At 68.4% G+C, this 20,832-nt stretch carries 22 protein-coding genes; 15 read left to right on the plus strand and 7 right to left on the minus strand.

The window, feature by feature from the left end:
* Nucleotides 1–54: 54 nt before the first annotated feature.
* Nucleotides 55–471 carry a PaaI family thioesterase gene (locus HMPREF2886_RS21880; protein ID WP_003137592.1) on the minus strand — a complete coding sequence of 139 codons (417 nt, stop codon included), beginning with the start codon at nucleotides 469–471 and terminating at the stop codon, nucleotides 55–57.
* 47 nt (nucleotides 472–518) lie between these two features.
* A complete protein-coding gene (locus HMPREF2886_RS21885) occupies nucleotides 519–1,478 on the minus strand; it encodes a helix-turn-helix domain-containing protein (RefSeq protein ID WP_033977736.1) in 960 nt (319 codons plus the stop codon).
* 318 nt (nucleotides 1,479–1,796) lie between these two features.
* Here HMPREF2886_RS21885 and HMPREF2886_RS21890 point away from each other — a divergent pair, with 318 nt between their 5' ends.
* The 7 genes from HMPREF2886_RS21890 (at nucleotide 1,797) to HMPREF2886_RS21920 (ending at nucleotide 9,639) form a co-directional block, all read left to right on the plus strand.
* On the plus strand, nucleotides 1,797–2,330 hold the full coding sequence (locus tag HMPREF2886_RS21890; protein ID WP_003093399.1) for a 2,4'-dihydroxyacetophenone dioxygenase family protein: 534 nt from the start codon (nucleotides 1,797–1,799) through the stop codon (nucleotides 2,328–2,330).
* A gap of 70 nt (nucleotides 2,331–2,400) precedes the next feature.
* Nucleotides 2,401–3,660 carry an MFS transporter gene (locus tag HMPREF2886_RS21895; protein ID WP_029610139.1) on the plus strand — a complete coding sequence of 420 codons (1,260 nt, stop codon included), beginning with the start codon at nucleotides 2,401–2,403 and terminating at the stop codon, nucleotides 3,658–3,660.
* Nucleotides 3,657–4,715 carry a 2,3-butanediol dehydrogenase gene (locus HMPREF2886_RS21900; protein WP_070748349.1) on the plus strand — a complete coding sequence of 353 codons (1,059 nt, stop codon included), beginning with the start codon at nucleotides 3,657–3,659 and terminating at the stop codon, nucleotides 4,713–4,715. The genes HMPREF2886_RS21895 and HMPREF2886_RS21900 overlap by 4 nt, the downstream gene beginning before the upstream one ends.
* Before the next feature lie 14 nt (nucleotides 4,716–4,729).
* Nucleotides 4,730–5,455, plus strand: a complete 726-nt coding sequence (locus HMPREF2886_RS21905) for an SDR family NAD(P)-dependent oxidoreductase (RefSeq protein WP_070748351.1) — start codon at nucleotides 4,730–4,732, stop codon at nucleotides 5,453–5,455.
* Between the two features lie 84 nt (nucleotides 5,456–5,539).
* On the plus strand, nucleotides 5,540–6,844 hold the full coding sequence (locus HMPREF2886_RS21910) for a carbohydrate porin (protein WP_003093407.1): 1,305 nt from the start codon (nucleotides 5,540–5,542) through the stop codon (nucleotides 6,842–6,844).
* A gap of 154 nt (nucleotides 6,845–6,998) precedes the next feature.
* Nucleotides 6,999–8,678, plus strand: coding sequence for a GMC family oxidoreductase (locus HMPREF2886_RS21915; protein WP_033969603.1), 1,680 nt, complete (start codon nucleotides 6,999–7,001; stop codon nucleotides 8,676–8,678).
* 73 nt (nucleotides 8,679–8,751) lie between these two features.
* Nucleotides 8,752–9,639 carry a GNAT family N-acetyltransferase gene (locus HMPREF2886_RS21920; RefSeq protein ID WP_070748353.1) on the plus strand — a complete coding sequence of 296 codons (888 nt, stop codon included), beginning with the start codon at nucleotides 8,752–8,754 and terminating at the stop codon, nucleotides 9,637–9,639.
* Here the strand turns inward: HMPREF2886_RS21920 and HMPREF2886_RS21925 are convergent, their stop codons facing one another.
* On the minus strand, nucleotides 9,640–9,900 hold the full coding sequence (locus HMPREF2886_RS21925; RefSeq protein WP_003113024.1) for a DUF2790 domain-containing protein: 261 nt from the start codon (nucleotides 9,898–9,900) through the stop codon (nucleotides 9,640–9,642). It lies immediately after the preceding gene.
* A gap of 356 nt (nucleotides 9,901–10,256) precedes the next feature.
* Here HMPREF2886_RS21925 and bfmR point away from each other — a divergent pair, with 356 nt between their 5' ends.
* The 4 genes from bfmR to HMPREF2886_RS21945 all read left to right on the plus strand — a co-directional run bounded on the left by bfmR (nucleotide 10,257) and on the right by HMPREF2886_RS21945 (nucleotide 13,598).
* Nucleotides 10,257–10,997: a two-component system response regulator BfmR gene (gene bfmR / locus HMPREF2886_RS21930; protein WP_003113023.1), complete on the plus strand. Its 741-nt coding sequence runs from the start codon at nucleotides 10,257–10,259 to the stop codon at nucleotides 10,995–10,997.
* The gene (locus HMPREF2886_RS21935; RefSeq protein WP_070748355.1) at nucleotides 10,994–12,298 is read left to right on the plus strand and encodes a sensor histidine kinase; all 1,305 of its coding nucleotides are present in this window, start codon (nucleotides 10,994–10,996) and stop codon (nucleotides 12,296–12,298) included. The genes bfmR and HMPREF2886_RS21935 overlap by 4 nt, the downstream gene beginning before the upstream one ends.
* A 129-nt stretch (nucleotides 12,299–12,427) precedes the next feature.
* Nucleotides 12,428–13,057, plus strand: coding sequence for a ferric reductase-like transmembrane domain-containing protein (locus HMPREF2886_RS21940; protein ID WP_003113021.1), 630 nt, complete (start codon nucleotides 12,428–12,430; stop codon nucleotides 13,055–13,057).
* Nucleotides 13,058–13,088: 31 nt separating this feature from the next.
* Nucleotides 13,089–13,598 (plus strand): HvfX family Cu-binding RiPP maturation protein, encoded by a 510-nt coding sequence (locus HMPREF2886_RS21945; protein ID WP_070748357.1) that lies wholly within the window; start codon nucleotides 13,089–13,091, stop codon nucleotides 13,596–13,598.
* A 251-nt stretch (nucleotides 13,599–13,849) separates the two neighbouring features.
* On the opposite strand, the gene HMPREF2886_RS21950 is transcribed toward HMPREF2886_RS21945, so the two are convergent.
* The 3 genes from HMPREF2886_RS21950 to HMPREF2886_RS21960 form a co-directional block, all read right to left on the minus strand.
* Entirely contained in the window at nucleotides 13,850–14,605 is a 756-nt protein-coding gene (locus HMPREF2886_RS21950; RefSeq protein WP_033969599.1) for an HvfC family RiPP maturation protein, read from the minus strand.
* On the minus strand, nucleotides 14,598–15,428 hold the full coding sequence (locus HMPREF2886_RS21955; protein WP_033969596.1) for an HvfB family MNIO-type RiPP peptide maturase: 831 nt from the start codon (nucleotides 15,426–15,428) through the stop codon (nucleotides 14,598–14,600). The genes HMPREF2886_RS21950 and HMPREF2886_RS21955 overlap by 8 nt, the downstream gene beginning before the upstream one ends.
* 74 nt (nucleotides 15,429–15,502) lie before the next feature.
* Nucleotides 15,503–15,970 (minus strand): HvfA family oxazolone/thioamide-modified RiPP metallophore, encoded by a 468-nt coding sequence (locus HMPREF2886_RS21960; protein ID WP_033969594.1) that lies wholly within the window; start codon nucleotides 15,968–15,970, stop codon nucleotides 15,503–15,505.
* Nucleotides 15,971–16,293: 323 nt separating this feature from the next.
* On the opposite strand from HMPREF2886_RS21960, the gene HMPREF2886_RS21965 reads away from it, so the two are divergent.
* Together HMPREF2886_RS21965 and HMPREF2886_RS34740 are read left to right on the plus strand one after the other, a co-directional pair.
* Nucleotides 16,294–17,538: a cyclic di-GMP phosphodiesterase gene (locus HMPREF2886_RS21965; RefSeq protein WP_070748359.1), complete on the plus strand. Its 1,245-nt coding sequence runs from the start codon at nucleotides 16,294–16,296 to the stop codon at nucleotides 17,536–17,538.
* A gap of 155 nt (nucleotides 17,539–17,693) precedes the next feature.
* Complete coding sequence (locus HMPREF2886_RS34740) at nucleotides 17,694–18,080, plus strand: hypothetical protein (RefSeq protein ID WP_169879127.1); 387 nt, start codon at nucleotides 17,694–17,696, stop codon at nucleotides 18,078–18,080.
* Nucleotides 18,081–18,096: 16 nt separating this feature from the next.
* Here HMPREF2886_RS34740 and ampR read toward each other — a convergent pair whose 3' ends face one another.
* Nucleotides 18,097–18,987, minus strand: a complete 891-nt coding sequence (gene ampR, locus HMPREF2886_RS21975) for a LysR family transcriptional regulator AmpR (RefSeq protein ID WP_070748361.1) — start codon at nucleotides 18,985–18,987, stop codon at nucleotides 18,097–18,099.
* A gap of 148 nt (nucleotides 18,988–19,135) precedes the next feature.
* Here ampR and HMPREF2886_RS21980 point away from each other — a divergent pair, with 148 nt between their 5' ends.
* Nucleotides 19,136–20,329, plus strand: a complete 1,194-nt coding sequence (locus tag HMPREF2886_RS21980) for a class C beta-lactamase PDC-66 (protein WP_033977759.1) — start codon at nucleotides 19,136–19,138, stop codon at nucleotides 20,327–20,329.
* A 64-nt stretch (nucleotides 20,330–20,393) separates the two neighbouring features.
* Complete coding sequence (locus HMPREF2886_RS21985) at nucleotides 20,394–20,792, plus strand: hypothetical protein (protein ID WP_003093424.1); 399 nt, start codon at nucleotides 20,394–20,396, stop codon at nucleotides 20,790–20,792.
* The last annotated feature ends 40 nt before the right edge of the window (nucleotides 20,793–20,832 follow it).

Below are 20,832 nucleotides of genomic sequence, written 5' to 3' on the forward strand. Positions count from 1 at the left end.
CCGGGAATCCTCCGCCAGCGTTTCGAAGCCACCGCCGAGAACCCGGCCAGGCCCTCAGCGACGGTGCGCCGGCGGGATCGAGTAGGTGCCGACCACATGGGCGACCGGTTCCGCGTCGCCTTCGGAGAACAGCGAGACCTCGCCCATCGCCAGGGTCTTGCCGACCTTCATCAGGCGGCACTCGGCGACCACCCGGCGGTCCGCCGCCGGACGCCGCAGGAAGTTGATGGTCAGGCTGGTGGTCACCGCCAGCGGGACGATGCCGATCTCGCCCAGTACCGCCACGTACAGCGCGACATCGGCGATGGCCATCAGGGTCGGCCCGGAGACCGTGCCACCGGGGCGCAGGTCGCTGGCGTCGACCGCCTGCCAGACCGTGGCGCTACGCTCGCCGACGGCTTCGACCACGACCCGGGTCTGGGGAAATTCGTGCTGGATGAAACGGGCGATCTGCTCTTTCTTGTCGGTCACGGAACGGGTCCTTGGCAGTAGGAGGAGGAAAGGTACGGTAGTCGGGTCTAGCGGCCACGCGCCTCGCTCGGCGTCATCCCGTAGCGCGCCTTGAAGGCCCGGGCGAAATGCGCCTGGCTGGAGAAGCCGTGGCGATAGGCGACCTCGGCGACATCCAGGCGCCGGCCCTGGGGCGAAGCGAGCAACTGGCGGGCCCGCTCCAGGCGCCGTTCCTGCAGGTAGCGCCCGGGCGAGCTACCTTCCTGGGCGAACAGCCGCGCCAGGTGCCGGCTGGAGACACCGGTGGCGGCGGCCACCCGCTCGCAGCTCAGGGCGGGTTCGTCGAGATGCTGCTGGATGTACTGCTTGGCCGCCAGCAGATAGGACGCGCCCAGGGCGCTGGCGCGGTGCTCGCCGGCATGGTCGCTGATGATGCTCGCCAGCAGGTCGTAGGCTTCCTCCTGGTAGCGCTCGGCATCCGCGCCATGGGGGCTGTCGAGGAAATCCCGGGTACGCTCGCCGAGGGTCCGCACCAGCAGGCGCTGCACCGGGCTTTCCGCGCCGATCTTCAGCGGTCCCTTGAAGTCGCGCAGGCAGCGCTCGGCGAAATCGTCCTGGGGAATGTCGAAGATGAACTGCCGCATCGGTCCGGAAAAACCGAACAGGTAGGGCTTGTCGGTCCGGTAGATCACCAGCTCACCCGGTTGCAGGAGGTTGCAGCCGTTGTCCTGGTAGAAGAACGACTGGCTGCCCTGCACCAGGGAGACGAAGATCGACTCCTTGGGCACTGCGCGGATCATCGAGCGGTCGCGCTCCACCACGTGCTCGTTGCCGCCGATGCGGGCCAGCCGCAGGCGTTCGAGGCAGAGGTTGTCCTGGGTCGCGGCGAAGCCGGCCTGGGAATACGACGAACATTTCAGGCCAACCAGGATGGAAGCGTTGTAGTCCTCCCAGAACGCCAGCCGCTGCTCCAGGGGAATGTCCTGGGTGCTGGCCCGCCGGGTTTCGAGCAAGGCATGTGCGGGCATTTTTATTCTTCTCGTCTAACGCTGCGTGGACCTCCCGGACCTCAGGCAAGGCCTCCGGGGCCAGGCGCCGGACCGCTCCGCCGACCTGTCGCGGTCGGTCGGCGAGGCGCCTGGCACCCCGTCATTAACATCTGAATCCTTTCCTCCGTCAATCGCCCTCCAGCCGGCTCCGACGCTGGGCAGGCCAGCTTGGCGGCGCGCCGCGGGTCGCGCCAGGCCATGTCCGAAAAGCGCAAGTTTCCTGGCCGCCAGGGTCAAACCCGAAGGCCCGCCCATGGCTAGAGTCGGCCCGACGATAACAACGACAGAGGCCGCCCCATGCCCGAACTCGCCACCCGTGAATTCTGGAAAGACCTGCAACCGATTCCCGACTGCTTCAAGCCGGACGCCAAGCCCGAGGTCTACCTGCGCAACGCGCCGACCGAGGACGAGCGCCTCTACGTGCCCTTCACCGAGACCGTGAAGTCGCGCCCGCTGTGGATCTCGCCAAGCGAAAACCGCTGGTGCGACATCCTGATGGCGACGAGCGCCGGCCTGGTCAACCGCCACTACCACCCGCACGAGGTGTTCGCCTACACCATCAGCGGCAAGTGGGGCTACCTGGAGCACGACTGGACCGCCACCGCCGGCGACTTCGTCTACGAGACGCCCGGCGAGGGCCACACCCTGGTGGCCTACGAGCACGAGCAGCCGATGCGTGCGTTCTTCATCGTCAAGGGGCCGCTGGTCTGGCTCGACGAGAAGGGCAACGCGGACGGCATCTTCGACGTCCACGACTACATCGCGATGTGCCGCGCGCACTACGACAAGATCGGCGTCGGCGCCGCCTACATCGACTCCCTGTTCCGCTGACCCCGGGCGCGCGCCGCCCTGGCGGACGCGCGCCTCCCCGCCGGCCGGCCCGCCCGGCCTGGAGACCGACATGGCGCATAACAACAATTCCGCCAGTTACGAAAACGTCCTGCTCTGCGTGCTGTTCCTGACTTTCGGCTTCGTCTTCTTCGACCGCCTGGCGCTGTCCTTCCTGTTTCCCTTCATGGAACAGGAGCTGCAACTGAGCAACAGCCACCTGGGCATGCTCTCCTCGGTGCTGGCCCTGGCCTGGGCGGTATCCGGCGCGCTGGTCGGCGCCTGGTCCGACCGCCGCGGCCAGCGCAAGCCGCTGCTGATCGTGGCGGTGATCCTGTTCTCGCTGTGCTCGGCGCTGTCCGGGCTGGTCGGCGGCTTCCTCAGCCTGCTGCTGTTCCGCGGCATCATGGGCCTGGCCGAGGGGCCGATCCTGCCGCTCTCGCAATCGCTGATGGTGGAGGCCTCCTCGCCGCATCGCCGCGGCCTCAACATGGGTCTGCTACAGGGCTCGGCGGCCGGCCTGCTCGGCGCGGTGATCGGCCCGCCGCTGCTGGTGGCCCTGGCCGAAGCCCTCGGCTGGCGCCACGCCTTCATCGTCTCGTTGCTGCCGGGCCTGCTGATCGCCTGGCTGATCTGGCGCCATGTGCGTCCCGACCCGCCCCGCGCGCAGCGCCCGGCGCCGCGCGCAGAAGAAGCGAAAGGCAAGCGCCTGGCACTGCTGAAGAGCCGCAACATCCTGCTCTGCACCCTGATCAGTTGCGTATTCGTCACCTGGTTCATCGTGCTGATTTCCTTTACCCCGACCTTCCTGGTCAACGCTCGCGGCTTCAGCCCGGCGACCATGGGCAGGCTGATGAGCTGCCTGGGTGTCGCCTGGGTGGTCTGGGGCTTCGCCGTACCGGCGATATCCGATCGCATCGGCCGTCGGCCGACCCTGGTGGCGTTCTCCCTGCTCGCCGCGTGTTGCCCGCTGGCGCTGCTCTATGCGCCGAACGCGACCAGCCTCGGCCTGCTGTTGCTGCTGACCTACACCGGGCTCGGCTGCTTCACCCTGTTCATGGCGACCATCCCGGCGGAGACCGTCTCGCGCAGCGTCATCGCCACCGCCCTCGGCCTGATCATGGGCCTCGGCGAACTGGTCGGCGGTTTCCTCGCGCCGACCGTGGCCGGCTTCGCCGCCGACCGCTTCGGCCTGTCCATCGTCATGTGGATGTCCTGCGGCGGCGCCCTGCTCGCCGCGTTCCTCTCGCTGTTCCTGCGCGAAACCGCGCCCGCCGTGCTGGCGCGCCAGCGCAGCGCGCCTACCTCCGTCCTGCAAGGAAACCAACCATGAAAGCACTGCGCTGGCACGCCGCCCGCGACCTCCGCCTGAGCGAGCTGGAACGCCAGGCGCCGCGGCCCGGCGAAGTCGAACTGGAAGTCGCCTACTGCGGCATCTGCGGCAGCGACCTGCACGAATACCAGAGCGGCCCGCACTCGATTCCCCAGGTCGAGGCACACCCGCTGTCCGGTTGCCGCGCGCCACTGACCCTCGGCCATGAGTTCTGCGGCGTGGTCGCCGCGCTCGGCCCTGGCGTGGAGGGACTGCGCATCGGCGACCGCGTCGCGGTGGAGCCGGAATACCGCTGCGGCGAGTGCCGCTACTGCCGGGAGGGCCGCTACAACCTCTGCGAGTCGATGGGCTTCATCGGCCTGATGGGCGACGGCGGCTTCGCCGAGCGCGCGCGGGTGCCGGCCTACATGCTGCACTGCCTGCCGGACGCGGTGAGCTTCCGCCAGGCCGCCGTGCTCGAACCGGCCGCCGTGGCCCTGCACGCGCTGCGCCGCAGCAGCCTGGCGCCGGGCCAGCGCTGCGCGGTGTTCGGGCTCGGTCCGATCGGCCTGCTGCTGGTGATGCTCGCCCGCCTGCGCGGAATCGAGGACATCGCCGCGGTCGACGTCAGTCCCGAGCGCCTCGCCCTGGCCGGCGAATTCGGCGCCAGCCGGGCGCTCGACGCCCGTGACGGCGACACGGCGGCGCGCCTGCGCGAGAGTGGCGCGCTCGATTGCGCCTTCGAGGCCGCCGGCAGCCAGGCCAGCCTCGACGCCGCCCTGGCCAGCCTGCGCAAGGGTGGCGAGCTGGTGCTGGTGAGCCTGATGGGCGAGGTCCGGCTGGACGCCTTCGACCTGGTCAACCGCGAACTGCGCCTGCTCGGCAGCGTCGGCTACCGCGACGCCTACCCGGAGCTGATCGCCCTGCTCGCCGATGGCCGCCTCGACCTGGCCCGCGCAGTGACCCGCAGCGTGCCCCTGGAGCAGGCCGTCGAGCACGGTTTCGAGGCCCTGCTGCGCGACAAGTCGCAGGTCAAGGTGCTGGTCAATCCCAACCCGGCCCTGGCCGACACCTGAAGGAACGATCGCCGATGGTTTTCCAACACGATATCTACGCCGGCCAGCAGGTGCTGGTCACTGGCGGCAGCTCCGGCATCGGCGCGGCCATCGCCGTGCAGTTCGCCGAACTCGGCGCCGAAGTCCTCGCCCTCGGCCTGGACGCCGACGGCGTGCACGCACCGCATCATCCGCGGATTCGCCGGGAAGAACTGGACATCACCGACAGCCAGCGCCTGCAGCGGCTGTTCGAAAAGCTGCCGCGCCTGGACGTGCTGGTGAACAACGCCGGCATCAGCCGCGACCGCGAGGAATACGACCTGGCTACCTTCGAACGGGTGCTGCGCCTCAACCTGAGCGCCGCCATGCTCGCCAGCCAACTGGCCCGGCCGCTGCTGGCGCAGCGCGGCGGCAGCATCCTCAACATCGCCTCGATGTACAGCACCTTCGGTTCCGCCGACCGCCCGGCCTACAGCGCCAGCAAGGGCGCGATCGTCCAGCTGACCCGGTCCCTGGCCTGCGAGTACGCCGCCGAGCGCATCCGGGTCAACGCCGTCGCCCCCGGCTGGATCGACACGCCGCTGGGCGCCGGGCTCAAGGCCGACATCGAGGCCACCCGCCGGATCATGCAGCGCACGCCGCTGGCGCGCTGGGGCGAGGCGGCCGAAGTGGCCAGCGCCGCGGCCTTCCTCTGCGGTCCCGGCGCGAGCTTCGTCACCGGCGCCGTGCTGGCGGTGGACGGCGGCTATCTCTGCGCCTGAGCCGCCTTCGCTCCGGATGCACCTGTCCGCTTGGGGCGGACAGCGATGCGCACGACAGAACAACAACAAGACGAGTGCCTTGCCATGAAAACCCTCCGCACCTTGCCGGCGCTGCTCTGCGCCGGTTTCCTCGGTCTCTCCGCGCAGGCCGCCGAAGACAGCCGCAGCGGCCCGCTGGCCGGGTTCGGCGAACGACTCCAGCGCCACGGCGTGAAGACCCACGCGCAGTTCTGGAGCCTGTCGCTGAAGAACCTCGACACCGGCCCGCGCCAGCACAGCTTCGGCAACAGCGGCGACCTGTTCCTCGGCGCCGACCTCGACCTCGCCACCCTCGCCGGCCTGGACGGCGCCTCGCTGCACATCGAGGAAACCCTGTTCATCCTCGACCGCGGCACCGGCCAGCCCACCGGGCCGAGCTGGCAGGGCGCGGTGGGCAGCTATTTCGGCGGCGCGCCGCTGCACAACGACATCGGCGCCAACCAGCTGAGCCTGCTCACCTGGCAGCAGCAGTGGCTGGGCGGACGCCTCGACAGCCATCTCGGACGGACCAATGCGCGGCGCTATTTCCTGATCTACAACTGCGAGACCGTGGTCACCTGCAACGACCCGATCATCGACGCCTCCACCGGCATCCTGCCGCCGCCCTACGGCGCCTGGGGCGGTTACCTGAAGTACCGGGCGACCCCGACCCTGTACCTGCACGCCGGGGCCTTCGAGTCCAACCCGGTGGATTACCTGAAGAAGCGCCATGGCCTCGATTTCGGCACCGACGACGCCAGCGGCACCAGCCTGCTGCTGGGGATCGGCGACAAGCGCGAGGAAAGCCTCGATCCCTACCGCTCGCACTATGAACTCAACGCCTACCTGAACACCGCCAACCAGGTCGACCCGCTCACCGGCGCCAGCGACCACGGCAGCGCCGGCGGCTTCTTCAAGTTCCAGCAGCTGTTCTGGCGCGCCGACGGCGGCCGCCTCGATTCGCCGAGGGCGCTGGGGCTGTTCGGCTCGCTGTCGGTATCGGCCGACGACAAGCAGCCGTTCCGTCATTTCGCCGAGCTGGGCCTGACCTACCATGCGCCCTTCGACCGCACGCGGGACAAGCTCAACCTCAAGGCCAGCTACCTGCGCCTGAACGATCACCAGCTGGAGTTCCAGCGCCAGGCGCGGATCGCCGCTGGCGGCGATGCGAAACTCGGCCAGCGCGACGTGTACGCCCTGGAAACCAATGCGCACATCGCACTGACCCCGCACATCGCGCTGGAGCCGTCGGTGCAGTACATCTTCAACCCGGACAACTACTACAACCCCGGCGCTCGCGAACTGAGCGGAGACGGTTTCGTCGTCGGCCTGCAACTGATGGTCGACATGGGCTCGCTGCTGGGGCTCTAGCGCGCCGCCTGGCAGCCTCGGTCAACCCCGCCGGCAGGCTGGTACAAGCGGCCAGGCGCGCTTCCCCGTCCAATGGAGTAGCGTCGCGCCCATGGGCGCGGGGCGAAAAAGAACGCCGGGCGAGGCCCGGCAGCACACCCAGAAAGGTGCCGACATGACTTCCACTGCCCGCCGCTCGTTCGACTACATCGTGGTCGGCGCCGGCTCCGCCGGTTGCGTCCTGGCCAACCGGCTTTCCGCCGATCCCGCCGTCTCGGTCTGCCTGGTCGAGGCCGGCCCCAGCGACCGCACGCCGCTCCCCGCCGCCTACATCCGCACGCCGGCCGGGATCATCCGCCTGATCGCCAACCCGAAGTGGAACTGGATGCATCGCTTCGCCGCCCAGCCCGGCACCGCCAACCAGCCGATCGCCTGCCCGCGCGGCAAGGTCTGGGGCGGCTCCAGCGCGATCAACGGGATGATCTACATCCGCGGCGACCGCCACGACTACGACCGCTGGGCATCCCTCGGCAACCGTGGCTGGAGCTACGACGAGCTGCTGCCCTACTTTCGCCGCTCGGAACATTTCGAGCCGGGCGAATCGCCCTGGCACGGGCGCGGCGGCGAATTGAACGTCGCCGCGCAGCGCAGCCCGCACCCGATCAACCAGGTGTTCTTCCAGGCCGCCGAGGAAATGGGCTGGCCGTACAACGCCGACTTCAACGGCGAGCGCCAGGAAGGCATCGGCCCGTTCCACGTCACCCAGGTCAACGGCGAACGCTGTAGCGCGGCGCGCGCCTTCCTGCACCCGGCCCTGGCGCGGCCCAACCTCACCGTGCTCAGCCCGGCGCTGACCCTGCGTGTGCTGCTGGAAGGTACCCGCGCCACCGGCGTGGAGATCAGCCAGGCTGGCGAGGTCGTGCAATTGCAGGCACGCCGCGAAGTGATCCTCAGCGCCGGCTCGATCAACTCGCCGCAGCTCCTGTTGCTCTCCGGCATCGGCCCGGCGGCGGAACTGGCGCGCCACGGCATCGTCCAGCGCCATGAGTTGCCTGGGGTCGGCGAGAACCTGCAGGACCACCAGGACATCGTGCTGATGTACCGCACCGAGGCCAAGCTCGGCTACGGCCTGGGCTTCTCGCCGAAGGGCTGGCTGCCGCTGCTGCGCTCGCCCTGGCAGTACCTGTTCGGCCGGCGCGGGGCGCTGACCTCGAACACCGTCGAGTCCGGTGGCTTCCTCCGCCTCGACCCGCAGGCGCCGACCCCGGAGCTGGGGCTGATCGTCGCCCCCGCGCTGAAGAACCAGCCGCAGCGCCTGGTCCCCTTCGGCCACGGGGTCAGCCTGCACGTCGCGGTGATGCACCCGCAGAGCCGCGGACGGGTCCGCCTGAACTCCCCAGACCCGCACGACCGGCCGCTAATCGAAGCCAACTTCCTCAGCCACCCGGCCGACCTCGATACCCTGGTCCAGGGTTTCCAACTGGTCCGCAAACTGGCCGCCAGCCGCAGCTTCGCCCGCCACCTCAAGGGCGAGCTGGTACCTGGCCCGCAGGTTTCCAGCCGCGGCCAGATCGAGGCCTGGATCCGCGCCAACCTGGGCACCGTGTTCCATCCGGTCGGCACCTGCAAGATGGGCCACGACCAGCTCGCGGTGGTCGACGACCAGTTGCGCGTGCACGGCCTGCAAGGCCTGCGGGTGGCCGATGCGTCGATCATGCCGACGCTGATCACCGGCAATACCAACGCCCCGGCGATCATGATCGGCGAGAAGGCCGCCGACCTGATCCTCGGCAAGCCGGCAGCGGCTGCCCGCGCCATGCAGCAGCCCTTGCCGGAGGATCTCGCCGACGCCTAGCCGCCCTCCCTTTGCCCGATCCTCGTTCACCCGTATGCTGGCCGGCCTACCGGACCACCGACGAGGATCGGCAATGAACCTGACCGCGGGCGACCTGAACGTCACCCTGATCCGCGATTTCCGCCACGACGGGCGCCGCCGCGCCCAGTTCAACACGCTGACCGAGCGTACCTATGGCTTCGACTTCGAACAGTGGTACCGGGACGGCTTCTGGTCCGATGACTACCAGCCCTACGCGCTGCTCCACGACGACCAACTGGTGGCCAACGTCTCGGTCAATCTGATGAATTTCGAGGTGGACGGCGTCGCCAGGCGCTACGTGCAACTCGGCACGGTGATGACCGCGCCGGAGTACCGCAACCGCGGCCTCGGCCGCCTGCTGCTCGAACGGGTGCTGGCGGACTGGCACGAACGCTGCGACATGCTCTATTTGTTCGCCAACGACACGGTGCTCGACTTCTACCCGCGCTTCGGCTTCCGCCGGGTGCGCGAGCATGAGCCGAGCGCTCCGATCACGGCGACGTCGGGCAGCTTCGTCGCGGTGGATATGGGCGATGCGGCGCGCCGCCGGCATTTCCTCGATGCCCTCGAACGGGCCGTGCCCGTCTCGCCCCTGGCGCTGCGCCACGCTTCGGGGCAACTGATGTTCAGTTGCACCTCGTTCCTGCGCGACAATGTCTTCCACTCGGCGCGCCACGACGCCTACGCGGTCGCCGAGCACGACAGCGCGGACCTGCTCCTGCTGGATGTCTTCGCCCCGCGTCCGCTCGATCCGCGCACCCTGGCCGCCGAACTGGCCCGGCCGGAAACTCGTCGCCTGCGGCTCGGCTTCACGCCCTTCGACACGAGCGGCTTCAGCATGCGCCCCATCGGCGACGACGACGCGCTGTTCGTCCTCGGCCAGGCCGAGCCCTGGTTCGACCGGCGCGAGCTGCTGTTCCCGCTGTTGTCCCATGCCTGACTAGCCGCCCTGGCTGCAGGCGCTGGCGTACTTGCGGTAGGCCAGCGAATGCAGCTTGCCGGCGGAGTCGAGGTAGTCCATCCGTGCATCGACGATCTCGCAGGTGGTCGACGCCTGTTCCTGGGTCGCCACCACCTTGTGCACATCCAGCGGCATGCCGTAGCGGTAGCTTTCGGTCGGTACCGGTGCGGCGGCCTGGGCGGCGAACGCGGGAAGCGCAAGCGCGGCGAGCAGGGTGGTGGCGAGCAGGGTGCGAGTCATGGGGGGATCTCCTGGCGGCAGGACCGCGTCGGTGGAAGGCGACATGCCTTCGTCGAGGCCTATTCCAGGCCGCGGAGTTGTCCCGGATGTGTCGCCGGAATGGCCGTTTCGTCAGCCGCTGTATCGCCGCTGCCGGCCGATACATGGCCGTACATTCGCCGCCCCGCTCCCGCCGGACGAATCGCGCCCGGCGCCATCCGTGGTCTCCCCGTTCGCGACAGCGACAACCGGGCTTTTTTGCACGCCCCGGTATTCGCCCCGGCTCCGGATACAGTGCAATACAAACCCCGGCAGGCAAGCGCCGCAGGCGCGGATACACTGCCTGCAAGCACACCAACCGCCACGGGAGCCAGGCAATGGAGCATGTCGATCACATCCTGATCGTCGACGATGACCGCGAGATTCGCGAGCTGGTAGGCAACTACCTGAAGAAGAACGGCCTGCGCACCACCATCGTCGCCGATGGCCGGCAGATGCGCGCGTTCCTCGAAGCCAACACGGTGGACCTGATCGTCCTCGACATCATGATGCCCGGCGACGACGGCCTGCTGCTCTGCCGCGAGCTGCGCGTCGGCAAGCACAAGGCCACGCCGGTGCTGATGCTCACCGCGCGCAACGACGAGACCGACCGCATCATCGGCCTGGAGATGGGCGCCGACGACTATCTGACCAAGCCCTTCTCCGCCCGCGAACTGCTCGCCCGGATCAACGCCGTGCTGCGGCGTACGCGGATGCTGCCGCCGAACCTCACCGTGAGCGAGAGCAGCCGGCTGATCGGCTTCGGCCAGTGGCAGCTGGACACCAGCGCCCGCCACCTGCTCGACGACGCCGGCACCGTGGTCGCCCTCAGCGGCGCCGAGTACCGCCTGCTGCGGGTATTCCTCGATCATCCGCAACGGGTGCTCAGCCGCGACCAGTTGCTCAACCTGACCCAGGGCCGCGAGGCGGACATCTTCGACCGTTCCATCGACCTGCTGGTCAGCCGCCTGCGCCAACGCCTCGGCGACGACGCCCGCGAACCGGAGTACATCAAGACCGTACGCAGCGAGGGCTATGTGTTCTCGCTGCCGGTGCGACTGGTCGAGGCCCATCCATGAAGCTCGCCGTGCCGCGCCCGCGCAGCCTCGCCGCGCGCCTGGCGCTGATCCTCTTCGCCGGGCTGGTGCTGGCCTACGGGCTGTCCTTCGCCTCGCAGTTCTACGAGCGCTACCAGACCGCGAAACACATGATGCTCGACAGCCTCGAACAGGACGTGGCGATCTCGGTGGCCATGCTCGACCGCCTGACGCCCGCCGAGCGCGAGGCCTGGCTGCCGCGCCTGGAACGACGCACCTACCGCTATCGCCTCGACGCCGGCGAGCCCGGCCAGCCGCTGGCGCTGGCCGACGCGCCGGTTGCCGCGCACTCCATCGAACGCGCCCTCGACGGTCGGTACCCGCTGACCCTGCGCACGGTGGCCGACAGCCGTCCGCACTTCCAGGTCCTCCTGCGCCTGCGCGACGGCAGCCCGCTGACCATCGACGTCACGCCGGCCCCGGTGCCGCTGTCCGGCTGGCTGCCGCTGGTGCTGCTGGTGCAGTTGTTCCTGCTGCTGCTCTGCACCGGTCTCGCGGTGCGCACCGCCATCGGCCCGCTGACCCGGCTGGTGAAGGCCGTGGAACATCTCGATCCGAATCGTCCGGCTCAGCCTCTCGCGGAAACCGGCCCACGCGAAGTGGCGCATGCGGCGGCGGCCTTCAACGCCATGCAGGCGCGCATCGCCGACTACCTCAAGGAGCGCATGCAATTGCTCGCGGCGATTTCCCACGACCTGCAGACGCCGATCACGCGGATGAAGCTGCGCGTCGAGTTCATGGACGCCTCCAGCGACAGGGACAAGCTGTGGAACGATCTCGAAGAAATGCAGCATCTGGTCCGCGAAGGCGTTGCCTATGCCCGCAGCATGCACGGCAGCACCGAGACCAGTTGCCGGGTGGACCTCGACGCCTTCCTCGACAGCCTGGTCTTCGACTACCAGGACAGCGGCAAGCAGGTACAACTCGACGGCCGTACCGGCGCGGTGATCGACACCCGTCCGCACGCCCTGCGCCGGGTGCTGGTGAACCTGGTCGACAATGCGCTGAAGTTCGCCGGCGCCGCGCGCCTGGAAGTGGAACGCCGTACCGATGGCGGCACGCGAATCCAGGTGCTGGACAATGGCCCGGGGATTCCCGCCGAGGAACTCGACGAGGTACTCAAGCCCTTCTACCGGGTGGAAAACTCGCGCAATCGCGACACCGGCGGCACCGGCCTGGGCCTGGCCATCGCGCAGCAGCTGAGCCTGGCCCTCGGTGGCCGCCTGACCCTGGCCAACCGCGCCGGCGGCGGGCTTTGCGCGCGCATCGAGCTGGACCCCTGAGGCGCCCGTACAGAGCGATACATAACCGCCCTCGGCGGACACACTGCGGATAAACCCGCTTGCAACACTCCTGGCCACGGGAAGCGGCGGCACATCGCCGAGCCGCTCCCGGCAACCAGGAGCCTCACCATGACCGTCCCAACCTCGCAATCCGCCTGGCACGGCTGGCGACTGTTCGCCGTCCTCGCCGTCGCCGTGCTGTGCATGACCGCCCTCGTCCTGGCTCTCCAGGCGCAACCGGTGGAGGGCCTGCGCAGCGCCATCCGCGCCACCGCGCGCAGCTCCTTCGCGCTGTTCCTCGCCGCCTTCCTCGCGTCCTCGCTGGCGACCCTGGTGCCCGGCCCGGGTACCCGCGCGCTGCTCCGTGAAAGGCGCTACCTGGGCCTGGCCTTCGCCTTCTCCCACGCAGTACACGCCTTGCTGATCCTGGCCTACTGGAAGCTGTTCCCCGAGACATTCTGGAGCGGCCGCTCGGTCGCGGCGAACATCCCCGGCTCGATCGGCTACCTGTTCATCCTGCTGCTCACCCTCACCTCCTTCCGCACCCCGGCCCGACTGCTCGGCCCACGCGCCTGGAAAGCCCTGCACTCGACCGGCACCTGGGTGCTGGCGGGCATCTTCTGCCTGTCGTTCTTCAAACGCATCCCCATGGGCGGCTGGTACGTACTGGCGTTCGCCACGATCTTCTCCGCCATCGTCCTCAAGCTCACCGCCAAGCTCGCCGTGCGCTTGCGTCGTCGCGACGTACAGCCGGCCTGACCCACCCACCGCCCTCGACGAGACATCGATCATGCAAGCATCCGACCTGCGCGCCTGGCGCCGACCCTTCGCCCTGCTCGACCGCTGCGGCGGCTGGAGCGCCGACCTGTCCCTGCGACTGTTCCTGGCCTGGGAGTTCTTCGAGTCCGGTTGGGAAAAGTGGAACGGCGAGAACTGGTTCGGCGATATCCAGTCGGCTTCCCCCTTTCCCTTCGACCACCTGCCCGCCGCCTTCAACTGGGAACTGTCGCTGTGGGCCGAACTGCTCGGCGCGCTGTTCCTCCTGCTCGGCCTCGGTACCCGCCTGACCGCCCTGGTGCTGATCGTCGTCACCCTGGTGGCGACCGCCGCCGTACACTGGCCGGCGGAGTGGTCGAGCCTGGCGGAACTGGCCCGCGGCTACTCGATCACCGACCACGGCTTCGGCAATTTCAAGCTCCCGGCGATCTACCTGGCGGCGCTGCTGCCGCTGCTGTTGGCGGGAGCAGGGAAGCTGAGCCTGGACCACTGGCTCGGGCAGCGCCTGGGCCTGTCCCGCTAGGATTCGGCCAGCCACGGAAAAACCCCGGAGCACGATCGCCTCCGGGGTTTTCACAGCAAGCCAGGACCAACCCGCGCACCGCGTAGGGCGAATAGCGCCAACGGCGCTATCCGCCGATACACCGGACCCACCACGGCGGATAACCGCAAGCGGTTATATGCCCTACACCAAGACCGTCCCACCCACCACGTAGGGCGAATAGCGCCAAAGGCGCTATCCGCCGATGCATCGACCCCACAAGGGCTGCGTCGTCATCCGCCCGCCCGATTGCGATCCAGGGTTCCGAGCACGACACCCTGGGTCCGCAACGCTGCCAGCAACTCCAGCCCCGCCGCGTCGAGCGCTCCGGGCGCACTCCGCGCTTCGAGCGCCAGCGCCGCCAGGTGCTCGCGCCCGCTCAGGCGCCGGCTCGCCAGCGACTCCAGCAGGCGGTAGGCCAACGGAGTCAGGCGCGCGGTATGCACGCGATGCGAGGAATCGCGGTGCATCAACAGCAGGGTCGGTTCCGCAGGCGCTTCGGCGAGCGCGACGTCCTCTTCGAGCCGATGCACCGGCCAGCGATAGCCCAGCGGCAGCGCCAGGCTCGACAGCAGCGGCACTCCGTCGAGCAGGTCGCCTTCATGCCGATACGGCGGATCGTCGGGCTCGGCCAGGTAGAGGCGCGTCTCGCTCCATTCGAAGTGGGCCAACTCGGCTTGCCACGCCGGCCGAGACTCGCCCCGCTGCCGCAGGTAGTCGACGAAGACCCCGGCGATACGGGTGAACAGGGGGGTATGGCTTCTCTCCTCGCGATAGAACTCGCGCACCAGGCCATGCCACTGCTGCTCGCCAAGCAGCCCGCGCAAGCGCGGGAAGCCGCTGGCGAGGAGGCCTTCGATGGCGTTGTAGAACAGCTCGCGGTAGACCCGCAGGCGGCGTTCTTCGATGTCCGGCGGCGGCGCATTGCCAAGCGGGTCGCGCAGGTGCCGGGCGAGGCTGAACTGCTGTTGGCGCAGGCGCTCATCCATGACGGCGTCCCTCGTCGCGTTGCCATTGGCGGATCTGCTCCACTTCCAGCAGCAGTTCGCCCAGCGGCGGATAGTTGAAGTCCCGCTCGAGCAGGGTCGGGCGCACGCCGAAGCGACGATAGGCGGCTCCGAGCAAGGCCCAGACGCCGGGCTTCACGGCGGCACCGTGGGTGTCGATCTTCAGGTCCGGCGCCTCGTCGTAGTGCCCCGCCACATGATAGGCGGCGACCCGCCCGGGTGGCAGCCGGGCGAGGAAGTCGAGGGCGTCGTAGCCGTGGTTGCAGGCGTTGACGAACAGGTTGTTGACGTCCAGCAACAGGTCGCAGTCGGCCTCGTCGAGTACCGCGTTGACGAACTCGATCTCGCTCATCTCCCGGTACGGCGCTGCATAGTAGGAAATGTTCTCCACCGCGATGCGCCGCTCCAGGCGTTCCTGCGCCTCGCGGAGGCGCGCCGCGACGTGACGCACCGCAGCTTCGGTGAACGGCAGCGGCAACAGATCATAGAGATGGCCATCGTCGGAACAGTAGCTGAGGTGCTCGCTGTACAACGCGACCCGGTGGCGGACGAGGAAGCGTCGGGTCTGCTCGATGAAGGCGGCATCCAGCGGTGTGGAGCCGCCGAGGGACAGCGAGAGACCGTGGCAGGTCAGTGGAAAGCGCTCCACCAGGCGCTCCAGGTCGGCACCGAAGGCACCGCCGACGCCGATCCAGTTGTCCGGCGCGCATTCGAGGAAGTCCACCGCACCGGGCGCCATCGCCAGCAGTTGCGGAAGCAGGCCGCGCCTCAGGCCGAGGCCGGCGGCGTTGTCGATCAGGGTCATGGGATAGCTCCGGAAACGGCGACGCCCCCGCTTTCCCAGGGGAAAGAGAGGGCGCCGCCAGGGGGTGGAAAGGCTCAGTGCCGGCCTTGCTCCAGCTTGCTGAACAGCCCGGCGGGCATCGGCTTGCCGTTGGCCTCGTAGGTCTTGCGCAGGTGTTCGTAGGCCTCGGCTTCGGAAATGAAGCCGTCATGGTCGCTATCGATGCTGTCGAACTCACCGGCACGGTCCTTGGCCACCGCGAGGAACTCGGCGCGCGAGACCTTGCCATCGCGATCGGTGTCGGTTCGGGCAAAGGAGGCGTCGCCACACTTGCCCTCCCCGCACTTGCCCTCGGCGCCGGCCTTGGCCGAGGTCTTCGCGGAGCCGCCGCTGCCGCACTTGCCTTCTCCGCACTTGCCTTCGCCGGCGCTCGCCGCCGCCAGTTGCAACCCCTGCCCCAGCGGCTCGACGGCGAACGCCGAACCGCCGAGCAGCATTCCTCCCACCAGTACGGCACCGAGCAGGCTGGCGGAAGTCTTTTGACGCGAATCGAAAACGGACATGCTTCTTCTCCACAATAAACGCGGCCGGGCCGCAGGCGCGGCGCTGGTGGGCGCCGATACGAACCGGGCGACGGGACCTTCTGGGGTCGTCCCGGGCGCCGCGGTTCGGATGTGGCCATTTCGCCTGGGAGATGTATCGGGGGTGTATCGTCCGACACGTGGATTTGTACGCCGGAGGTATCGAAACCGCGCATGGATACAAAGCGATACGCAATCGAGCGCGGGCATGCCGACGAAGTGCCGGGCATCTCTCACTCCCGCCAGGCCATCTCGGCTACCGTTAGGAGACAGCCACCTGGCCCAGTCTCGAGGTCGAGCCCATCGTGCTGAAACGCATTCCGGTAACCCAGCTTCGCCTCGGTATGTTCGTCCAGAGCCTTTGCGGCTCGTGGCTGGACCACCCGTTCTGGAAAAGAGGCGGCTTCCTGCTCGACAGCCAGGCCGACCTGGAGCGCCTGCGCGAAAGCGCCGTGAAGGAAGTCTGGATCGATGCCGGCAAGGGCCTCGACCTCCCGGAGGAAGCGGCGGTCTCGGCCGCTGCGGTCCTGCCGGTCACCATGCCGGCCGGCCCTTCGCCGGCGCGGGTCGCCCTGGAGGAGGAAATCCGCCACGCCGCCCTGCTCTGCAGCCGTGCCAAGGCCGCCGTGGTCAGCATGTTCCGCGACGCGCGCATGGGCCAGGCCATCGATACCGCGCATGCATCGGACCTGGTGGACGAAATCTCCGCCTCGGTGCTGCGCCATCCCAACGCGCTGCTCAGCCTGGTACGGCTGAAGACCTCGGATGAATACACCTACATGCATTCGGTGGCGGTCTGTGCGCTGATGATCGCCCTCGCCCGCCAGCTCGAACTGCCCGACCCGCTGGTACGCGAGGCGGGACTGGCCGGACTGCTGCACGACATCGGCAAGATGGCGGTGCCCGATCCGATCCTGAACAAGCCCGGCAAGCTCACCGAGCAGGAGTTCGGCCTGGTTCGCCGGCATCCGCAGAACGGCGCGCGGATGCTGCTCGATTGCCGCCAGGTCAGCGCCCTGGTGGTGGATGTCTGCCTGCACCACCACGAGCGCATCGACGGCACCGGCTACCCCTTCGGCCTGGCGCAGGAGCAGATCAGCCTGCTGGCGCGAATGGGCGCGGTGTGCGACGTCTACGACGCGATCACCTCCAACCGTCCCTACAAGAAAGGCTGGAACGCCGCCGAGGCGATCCGGCGCATGGCCGAATGGAACGGGCACTTCGACCCGCAGGTGTTCCGCGCCTTCGTCAAGGCGGTGGGCATCTACCCGGTCGGCGCGCTGGTCAGGCTGGAAAGCGGGCGCCTCGGCGTGGTCCTCGAACAACACGGCCGCTCGCTGCTGACGCCACGGGTCAAGGTATTCTTCTCGGCCCGCTCGAAGATGCCGCTCCCGCAGCAGGTGGTAGACCTGGGTAGGGCTGGACAGACCGACCGGATCGTCGGCTTCGAGCCGGCGGAAGCCTGGAACTTCCGCAATCTCGACGAGATCTGGACGGGACTGGCCAAGTCCACGGGCTCTTATTTCGACGCGGGAACCGGAAAGCCGTAGACGCCTTCCGCCGGCAAGCCGAGCACCGCTCCCGTAGGGCGCATAACGCGAAGCGTTATCCGCCGCTTCGCCGCAATCTCCGCCTGCTCCGCGTTGCTTTAAGCGCACCAGCGTCGATACTGCTGGCAATCCGCCGACAGTTTTCAAGAGGCCATATGAGTCCGCTCCTGGAGACAATCGAAGAGCACAGCAGAAATGGCTGTGCTCCGTCCAAAGCGCTGCTTGCCCTGTGGTCCGCAGGCGCCGACCTGAGGGTTTCCCCGAGGAAGGCTGGCCGCCTATGCGAACTCGCCGTCGTTGCCGCAGCAGGGAAAGCAGGCATGCTCGAGAGCGAGATCGTTGCGGCACGCCGGGCCTATGCCGCCAGCCTGGGAGTGACGCTTAGCGGAGCGATCAGCAACGCCGACGAGCCGGTCCATATCCGCCACGCCGTCAGCAATTCCAATCACAACCCCAACGCCTCAAACCGTATCAACCTTGGGAGAGCCCGGGCGTATAAAAAAAGGCGCGAGGAAGGTGATTACTTCTTCATCGACACTTGAATAGCCTGCATAACCGTTATCTCCCCCGCGCCTCAACGGCAGCCATCTCCAGCAACCACTCCCTGAACGCCAGCATCGCGCTGGTCTCCCCCCGCGACTGCAAGCGCGTCAGCCAGTAGCTGCCGGTACTCACTTCGGTGGCGAACGGACGCCGGATGCTCTCGCTGGCCAGTTGCCGGGCAAACATCGCCGCCGGCGCCAGGGCCACGCCGACACCCTGGCGGGCCGCCTCGAGCATGGCCAGCGAGGTGTCGAAGACGATGCTCCGGGTCAGCGGCGCGTACGCCGGCAGTCCGGCCGCCTGGAACCACAGCGGCCACTCGTCGGCGCGGTAGGAGCGCAGCAGGGTGTGCTGCAGCAGGTCGGCGGGACTGTGCAACTGGGCGGCGACCTCCGGGCAGCAGAGCACCGTCAGCGGCGCCTCGAACAACGCCAGCGCCTCGGTGCCGTGCCAGGCGCCGCCGCCGAAGCGGATCGCGTAGTCGAGCCCCTCGGCGGCGATGTCGACGCGGTTGTTGTGGGTGGACAGGCGCAGGTCGATGAAGGGATGGCGCGCCTGGAAGTCCTCCAGCCGCGGCAGCAGCCAGCCGACCGTGAAGGTACCGACCGCGCCGACGGTGAGCACGTCCCGGTAGTGGCCGCCCTCGAAACGTTCCAGCAGGCCGGCGATGCGGTCGAAGGAGTCACACAGCACCGGCAGCAGGCTCTCGCCCTCGTGGGTCAGCATGAGGCCGCGCGGCAGACGCTTGAACAGGGCCACGCCGAGACGCTCCTCGAGGCTCTTCACCTGGTGGCTGACCGCCGCCTGGGTCACGCACAGCTCGATGGCCGCGCGGGTGAAGCTCAGGTGCCGGGCCGAAGCTTCGAAGGCGCGCAGGGCGTTCAGCGGCAAATGGGGTCGAACCAATCTCTGCTCCAAATTTTTCTAATGGCTGCCGCGAGTATTCGTCGTTTGCCGCAAATCCTGCGCAAGCCTAGATTTTCCCCGCCCGCCGATCAAGGAGCGCTCCCGGGGCGGTTTCTCATGCAGCCAACGACAAAGGACGCCAATCCTCATGCGCGATACCGGATTCCCCTGCCTGTGCGGCATCGCCGCCTCCACACTGCTGTTCGCCGCCACCTCGGCCATTGCCGGCGAGGCCCCGGCGGATCGCCTGAAGACACTAGTCGACGCCGCCGTACAACCGGTGATGAAGGCCAATGATATTCCGGGCCTGGCCGTGGCCATCAGCCTGAAAGGAGAACCGCATTACTTCAGCTATGGGCTGGCTTCGAAAGAGGACGGTCGCCGGGTGACGCCGGAGACCCTGTTCGAGATCGGCTCGGTGAGCAAGACCTTCACCGCCACCCTCGCCGGCTATGCCCTGGCCCAGGACAAGATGCGCCTCGACGACCGCGCCAGCCTGCACTGGCCGGCGCTGCAAGGCAGCCGCTTCGACGGCATCAGCCTGCTCGACCTCGCGACCTATACCGCCGGCGGCTTGCCGCTGCAGTTCCCCGACTCGGTGCAGAAAGACCAGGCACAGATCCGCGACTACTACCGCCAGTGGCAGCCGACCTACACGCCGGGCAGCCAGCGCCTCTACTCCAACCCGAGCATCGGTCTGTTCGGCTATCTCGCCGCGCGCAGCCTGGGCCAGCCGTTCGAACGGATCATGGAGCAGCAACTGTTCCCGGCACTGGGCCTCGAACAGACCCACCTCGACGTGCCCGAGGCGGCGCTGGCGCAGTACGCCCAGGGCTACGGCAAGGACGACCGCCCGCTACGGGTCGGTCCCGGCCCGCTGGATGCCGAAGGCTACGGGGTGAAGACCAGCGCGGCCGACCTGCTGCGCTTCGTCGATGCCAACCTGCATCCGGAGCGCCTGGACAAGCCCTGGGCGCAGGCGCTCGATGCCACCCATCGCGGTTACTACAAGGTCGGCGACATGACCCAGGGCCTGGGCTGGGAAGCCTACGACTGGCCGATCTCCCTGAAGCGCCTGCAGGCGGGCAACTCGACGCCGATGGCGCTGCAACCGCACAGGATCGCCAGACTGCCCGCGCCACAGGCGCTGGAGGGCCAGCGCCTGCTGAACAAGACCGGCTCCACCAACGGCTTCGGCGCCTACGTGGCGTTCATCCCAGGCCGCGACCTGGGCCTGGTGATCCTGGCCAACCGCAATTATCCCAATGCCGAGCGGGTGAAGATCGCCTACGCCATCCTCAGCGGCCTGGAGCAGCAGGCCAAGGTGCCGCTGAAGCGCTGAGGCGCGCTCGCGAGGGCGACGGAGCGTAGCGGCGCGGGACGCCGGTCCTGGCTATGATGGTGCCATGAGCGCTTCCCCGCCCCTCCGCCAGCCCTGCCCGCCCGGCGCCTGCGTCTGCGAACGCGAGCGCCTGGAGGCGCCCGGCGCGGACCGTCGCATCCTTCTCCTGACCCGCCAGGAAGAGCAGCGCCTGGCCGCTCGCCTGGAAGCCCTGCGCAGCCTGGAAGACCTGGAACACCTGCTGCGGCGCATGGAGGAACAACTGGGCATCCGCCTGCGCATCGCCCCGGCCTTCGGCGAGGTGCGCAGCATGCGCGGCATCCGCATGCGCTTCGAGGAGCAGCCGGGGCTCTGCCGCAAGACCCGCCAGGCGATTCCCGCCGCCATCCGCCGCGGCCTGGAGAAGCGCCCGGAAGTCGCCTACGCCCTGCTCAACGCCCACGACCTGCTGCGCGACGCCTGAAGGTACTGAACGACAGGAAGAGGATGTCGCTCAAGACCTG

Origin of the sequence: Pseudomonas sp. HMSC066A08 (genome assembly GCF_001813025.1) — a bacterium.
GTDB classification, from domain to species: Bacteria; Pseudomonadota; Gammaproteobacteria; order Pseudomonadales; family Pseudomonadaceae; genus Pseudomonas; species Pseudomonas aeruginosa.

Coding starts and splice junctions, on each gene's coding strand:
- HMPREF2886_RS21885 (WP_033977736.1), bottom strand. CDS start 1,478: ATGCCCGCACATGCCTTGCTCGAAACCCGGCGGGCCAGCACCCAGGAC.
- HMPREF2886_RS21890 (WP_003093399.1), top strand. CDS start 1,797: ATGCCCGAACTCGCCACCCGTGAATTCTGGAAAGACCTGCAACCGATT.
- HMPREF2886_RS21895 (WP_029610139.1), top strand. CDS start 2,401: ATGGCGCATAACAACAATTCCGCCAGTTACGAAAACGTCCTGCTCTGC.
- HMPREF2886_RS21900 (WP_070748349.1), top strand. CDS start 3,657: ATGAAAGCACTGCGCTGGCACGCCGCCCGCGACCTCCGCCTGAGCGAG.
- HMPREF2886_RS21905 (WP_070748351.1), top strand. CDS start 4,730: ATGGTTTTCCAACACGATATCTACGCCGGCCAGCAGGTGCTGGTCACT.
- HMPREF2886_RS21910 (WP_003093407.1), top strand. CDS start 5,540: ATGAAAACCCTCCGCACCTTGCCGGCGCTGCTCTGCGCCGGTTTCCTC.
- HMPREF2886_RS21915 (WP_033969603.1), top strand. CDS start 6,999: ATGACTTCCACTGCCCGCCGCTCGTTCGACTACATCGTGGTCGGCGCC.
- HMPREF2886_RS21920 (WP_070748353.1), top strand. CDS start 8,752: ATGAACCTGACCGCGGGCGACCTGAACGTCACCCTGATCCGCGATTTC.
- HMPREF2886_RS21925 (WP_003113024.1), bottom strand. CDS start 9,900: ATGACTCGCACCCTGCTCGCCACCACCCTGCTCGCCGCGCTTGCGCTT.
- bfmR (WP_003113023.1), top strand. CDS start 10,257: ATGGAGCATGTCGATCACATCCTGATCGTCGACGATGACCGCGAGATT.
- HMPREF2886_RS21935 (WP_070748355.1), top strand. CDS start 10,994: ATGAAGCTCGCCGTGCCGCGCCCGCGCAGCCTCGCCGCGCGCCTGGCG.
- HMPREF2886_RS21940 (WP_003113021.1), top strand. CDS start 12,428: ATGACCGTCCCAACCTCGCAATCCGCCTGGCACGGCTGGCGACTGTTC.
- HMPREF2886_RS21945 (WP_070748357.1), top strand. CDS start 13,089: ATGCAAGCATCCGACCTGCGCGCCTGGCGCCGACCCTTCGCCCTGCTC.
- HMPREF2886_RS21950 (WP_033969599.1), bottom strand. CDS start 14,605: ATGGATGAGCGCCTGCGCCAACAGCAGTTCAGCCTCGCCCGGCACCTG.
- HMPREF2886_RS21955 (WP_033969596.1), bottom strand. CDS start 15,428: ATGACCCTGATCGACAACGCCGCCGGCCTCGGCCTGAGGCGCGGCCTG.
- HMPREF2886_RS21960 (WP_033969594.1), bottom strand. CDS start 15,970: ATGTCCGTTTTCGATTCGCGTCAAAAGACTTCCGCCAGCCTGCTCGGT.
- HMPREF2886_RS34740 (WP_169879127.1), top strand. CDS start 17,694: ATGAGTCCGCTCCTGGAGACAATCGAAGAGCACAGCAGAAATGGCTGT.
- HMPREF2886_RS21980 (WP_033977759.1), top strand. CDS start 19,136: ATGCGCGATACCGGATTCCCCTGCCTGTGCGGCATCGCCGCCTCCACA.
- HMPREF2886_RS21985 (WP_003093424.1), top strand. CDS start 20,394: ATGAGCGCTTCCCCGCCCCTCCGCCAGCCCTGCCCGCCCGGCGCCTGC.